Origin of the sequence: Agromyces sp. ISL-38 (assembly GCF_018613935.1) — a bacterium.
Taxonomy (GTDB): domain Bacteria; phylum Actinomycetota; class Actinomycetes; order Actinomycetales; family Microbacteriaceae; genus Agromyces.
Window position 1 is genome coordinate 1 of the sequence record NZ_JAGGPF010000020.1, and the last position, 5,361, is coordinate 5,361.

Here is a 5,361-nt window from a genome sequence, read left to right on the forward strand (position 1 = left end):
TGTGGTGGGGTGTGTGGTCTCGGTGACCCGCCCATCAACCTGAACCGTGGGTTCTGGGTGTGGGCAGGGTGGTGCGGTGTTGAGTTATGTTGTGGTGTTTTCCCGTCTGAAGGGAACCACAGAGTGGACGCGAGCAATTCTTGGGCCACTCACACGGCCTTTACATGAAATGTGTTCAAACGTTGTGAGTGTAGTGATTGTCAAGTTATCGGCTTATTAGTACCGGTCAGCTCCGACAGTCTTTAGTCCTGTCTTCCACATCCGGCCTATCAACCCAGTCGTCTGGCTGGGAGCCTCTCCCCCGAAGGGATGGAAATCTCATCTCGAGGCCGGCTTCCCGCTTAGATGCTTTCAGCGGTTATCCATCCCGAACGTAGCTAACCAGCGGTGCTCCTGGCGGAACAACTGGCACACCAGAGGTTCGTCCAACCCGGTCCTCTCGTACTAGGGTCAGATCCTCTCAAATTTCCTACGCGCGCAGCGGATAGGGACCGAACTGTCTCACGACGTTCTAAACCCAGCTCGCGTACCGCTTTAATGGGCGAACAGCCCAACCCTTGGGACCTACTCCAGCCCCAGGATGCGACGAGCCGACATCGAGGTGCCAAACCATGCCGTCGATATGGACTCTTGGGCAAGATCAGCCTGTTATCCCCGAGGTACCTTTTATCCGTTGAGCGACAGCGCTTCCACAAGCCACTGCCGGATCACTAGTCCCGACTTTCGTCCCTGCTCGACCTGTCAGTCTCACAGTCAAGCTCCCTTGTGCACTTACACTCGCCACCTGATTGCCAACCAGGTTGAGGGAACCTTTGGGCGCCTCCGTTACTCTTTGGGAGGCAACCGCCCCAGTTAAACTACCCACCAGGCACTGTCCCTGAACCGGATCACGGTTCGAAGTTAGATATCCAGAGTGACCAGAGTGGTATTTCAACAATGACTCCACCGACACTAGCGTGCCAGCTTCACAGTCTCCCACCTATCCTACACAAGCCACACCGAACACCAATACCAAGCTGTAGTAAAGGTCACGGGGTCTTTCCGTCCTGCTGCGCGTAACGAGCATCTTTACTCGTAATGCAATTTCGCCGAGTTCGCGGTTGAGACAGCTGGGAAGTCGTTACGCCATTCGTGCAGGTCGGAACTTACCCGACAAGGAATTTCGCTACCTTAGGATGGTTATAGTTACCACCGCCGTTTACTGGGGCTTAAATTCTCAGCTTCGCCTTGCGGCTAACCGGTCCTCTTAACCTTCCAGCACCGGGCAGGCGTCAGTCCGTATACATCGTCTTGCGACTTAGCACGGACCTGTGTTTTTAGTAAACAGTCGCTTCCCACTGGTCTCTGCGGCCCTACAGCGCTCCCGGAGCAAGTCCGATCACGCCTTAGGCCCCCCTTCTCCCGAAGTTACGGGGGCATTTTGCCGAGTTCCTTAACCACGATTCTCTCGATCTCCTTGGTATTCTCTACCTGACCACCTGAGTCGGTTTGGGGTACGGGCGGCTAGAACCTCGCGTCGATGCTTTTCTCGGCAGCATAGGATCACCAACTTTTTATCCGCATCGTGTCTCAGCCTTGATGAACCGCGGATTTGCCTACGGTTCGGCCTACGCACTTGCCCCGGGACTACCATCGCCCGGGATCGGCTACCTTCCTGCGTCACACCTGTTAATACGCTCACTCCACCAGATGGGGTCGCATGCCGCCCCGCGATCGTCCCCGAAGGGATCCACGCGGCTTGGGATGCTTAGCACTCCTGATTTCATGTGGGCGGTTCTTCGCCGGTACGGGAATATCAACCCGTTGTCCATCGACTACGCCTGTCGGCCTCGCCTTAGGTCCCGACTTACCCAGGGCAGATTAGCTTGACCCTGGAACCCTTGGTCTTCCGGAGGACGGGTTTCTCACCCGTCTTTCGCTACTCATGCCTGCATTCTCACTCGTGTGGCCTCCACGGCTGGTTCACACCGCCGCTTCACTGCCCACACGACGCTCTCCTACCCATCAACACGGCTGGACCACGAAGGCCTACCACAAATGTCAATGCCACAACTTCGGTGGCGTGCTTGAGCCCCGTTACATTGTCGGCGCGGAATCACTTGACCAGTGAGCTATTACGCACTCTTTCAAGGGTGGCTGCTTCTAAGCCAACCTCCTGGTTGTCTGTGCAACTCCACATCCTTTCCCACTTAGCACGCGCTTAGGGACCTTAGTTGGTGGTCTGGGTTGTTTCCCTCTCGACGATGAAGCTTATCCCCCACCGTCTCACTGCTGCGCTCTCACTTACCGGCATTCGGAGTTTGGCTGACGTCAGTAACCTTTTAGGGCCCATCGGCCATCCAGTAGCTCTACCTCCGGCAAGAAACACGCAACGCTGCACCTAAATGCATTTCGGAGAGAACCAGCTATCACGAAGTTTGATTGGCCTTTCACCCCTATCCACAGCTCATCCCCTCCATTTTCAACTGAAGTGGGTTCGGTCCTCCACGACGTCTTACCGTCGCTTCAACCTGGCCATGGATAGATCACTTCGCTTCGGGTCTAGGACATGCGACTGAATCGCCCTATTCAGACTCGCTTTCGCTACGGCTGCCCCACACGGGTTAACCTCGCCACATATCACTAACTCGCAGGCTCATTCTTCAAAAGGCACGCTGTCACCCCAACAAGGAGGCTCCAACGGTTTGTAAGCAAACGGTTTCAGGTACTATTTCACTCCCCTCCCGGGGTACTTTTCACCTTTCCCTCACGGTACTTGTCCGCTATCGGTCATCTGGGAGTATTTAGGCTTATCAGGTGGTCCTGACAGATTCACACGGGATTTCTCGGGCCCCGTGCTACTTGGGATACCTCTCCGGCCGGCCAGGCATTTCGACTACGGGACTCACACCCACTCCGGTTGGCCTTTCAATGCCATTCGTCTATACCTGACGCGTCACCGTGAATGCGCGGCAGCACATTCCGAAAGGTCCCACAACCCCGACCATGCAACCCCTGCCGGGTATCACACATGGCTCGGTTTAGCCTGATCCGCGTTCGCTCGCCACTACTTACGGAATCACGGTTGTTTTCTCTTCCTGTGGGTACTGAGATGTTTCACTTCCCCACGTTCCCTCTACCCGCCCTATATATTCAGGCGGGAGTCACCAGGTCACCCAAAGGGCCTGGCGGGGTTTCCCCATTCGGAAATCCTCGGATCACAGCTCGTTTATCAGCTCCCCGAGGCTTATCGCAGATTACGACGTCCTTCTTCGGCTCCAGATGCCAAGGCATCCACCGTTTGCTCTTAGAAACTTGAAATCACATGAGTTCGATCGAATTCGTGCAACACCACCCGAAGGCGATGCTGCGAAATTGACCAGTGAACACGCCAAACAGGGCACCCCGAAAGGCACCCGATCGGCGAGATTCACCTTTTGTGATCGACCCCCGAAGAGGTCAATCTAAGATGCTCGCGTCCACTATGTAGTTCTCAACAGACGGCCAGAACCCCCACACCCACCAGCCCAAAGCCGATCTCGGTGAAGGCCTGTAAGAAACCATCACCCCCCACCCCAAAAAGGGCAAGGAGTCGTCCGGTCCCTCAGGACCCAACAGCGTGCACGTGCCAGCCTGCGCCGACCAGAACCTTCCAACCCCCGAAGAGGCGTACTAGCTCCAGCCGGAATCAACCGGCACCTATGTCAATGTTCCACCCATGAGCCGCCAGCAGGGAACGTATGCCCCTGATCTGGCATGCCTGGACAACCAAAGTTGCCAGATGCTCCTTAGAAAGGAGGTGATCCAGCCGCACCTTCCGGTACGGCTACCTTGTTACGACTTAGTCCTAATCACCGATCCCACCTTCGACAGCTCCCTCCCACAAGGGGTTAGGCCACCGGCTTCGGGTGTTACCGACTTTCATGACTTGACGGGCGGTGTGTACAAGGCCCGGGAACGTATTCACCGCAGCGTTGCTGATCTGCGATTACTAGCGACTCCGACTTCATGAGGTCGAGTTGCAGACCTCAATCCGAACTGAGACCGGCTTTTTGGGATTCGCTCCGCCTTACGACATCGCAACCCTTTGTACCGGCCATTGTAGCATGCGTGAAGCCCAAGACATAAGGGGCATGATGATTTGACGTCATCCCCACCTTCCTCCGAGTTGACCCCGGCAGTCTCATATGAGTTCCCACCATTACGTGCTGGCAACATACGACGAGGGTTGCGCTCGTTGCGGGACTTAACCCAACATCTCACGACACGAGCTGACGACAACCATGCACCACCTGTAACCGAGTGTCCAAAGAGTTCCACATTTCTGCGGCGTTCTCGGTTATGTCAAGCCTTGGTAAGGTTCTTCGCGTTGCATCGAATTAATCCGCATGCTCCGCCGCTTGTGCGGGCCCCCGTCAATTCCTTTGAGTTTTAGCCTTGCGGCCGTACTCCCCAGGCGGGGCGCTTAATGCGTTAGCTACGACACGGAAACCGTGGAAAGGTCCCCACATCTAGCGCCCAACGTTTACGGCGTGGACTACCAGGGTATCTAATCCTGTTCGCTCCCCACGCTTTCGCTCCTCAGCGTCAGTTACGGCCCAGAGATCTGCCTTCGCCATCGGTGTTCCTCCTGATATCTGCGCATTCCACCGCTACACCAGGAATTCCAATCTCCCCTACCGCACTCCAGTCTGCCCGTACCCACTGCAGGCCCGAGGTTGAGCCTCGGGATTTCACAGCAGACGTGACAAACCGCCTACGAGCTCTTTACGCCCAATAATTCCGGACAACGCTCGCACCCTACGTATTACCGCGGCTGCTGGCACGTAGTTAGCCGGTGCTTTTTCTGCAGGTACCGTCAAGCCGAAGCCCTTCTTCCCTACTAAAAGAGGTTTACAACCCGAAGGCCGTCATCCCTCACGCGGCGTTGCTGCATCAGGCTTGCGCCCATTGTGCAATATTCCCCACTGCTGCCTCCCGTAGGAGTCTGGGCCGTGTCTCAGTCCCAGTGTGGCCGGTCACCCTCTCAGGCCGGCTACCCGTCGACGCCTTGGTGAGCCATTACCTCACCAACAAGCTGATAGGCCGCGAGTCCATCCCAGACCGAAAAACTTTCCACCCAAAACCATGCGGTTCCAGGTCCTATCCGGTATTAGCACCGATTTCTCGGAGTTATCCCAGAGTCCAGGGCAGGTTACTCACGTGTTACTCACCCGTTCGCCACTAATCCAAGGAGCAAGCTCCTCTTCATCGTTCGACTTGCATGTGTTAAGCACGCCGCCAGCGTTCGTCCTGAGCCAGGATCAAACTCTCCAAAGAAAACTGTTTGACCTGACCAAAGAACTGCCAATCACTGACAATCCATCAATCTCAAAGAAATCC

General features: G+C 55.8%; 2 rRNA genes. Both read right to left on the reverse strand.

Annotation, left to right across the window (positions count from 1 at the left end):
* Positions 1–196: 196 nt before the first annotated feature.
* Positions 197–3,300 (reverse strand): 23S ribosomal RNA (locus J7E25_RS17510).
* A 471-nt stretch (positions 3,301–3,771) separates the two neighbouring features.
* Positions 3,772–5,298 (reverse strand): 16S ribosomal RNA (locus J7E25_RS17515).
* Together the 16S and 23S rRNA genes form the textbook arrangement of a ribosomal RNA operon.
* Positions 5,299–5,361 lie beyond the last annotated feature (63 nt).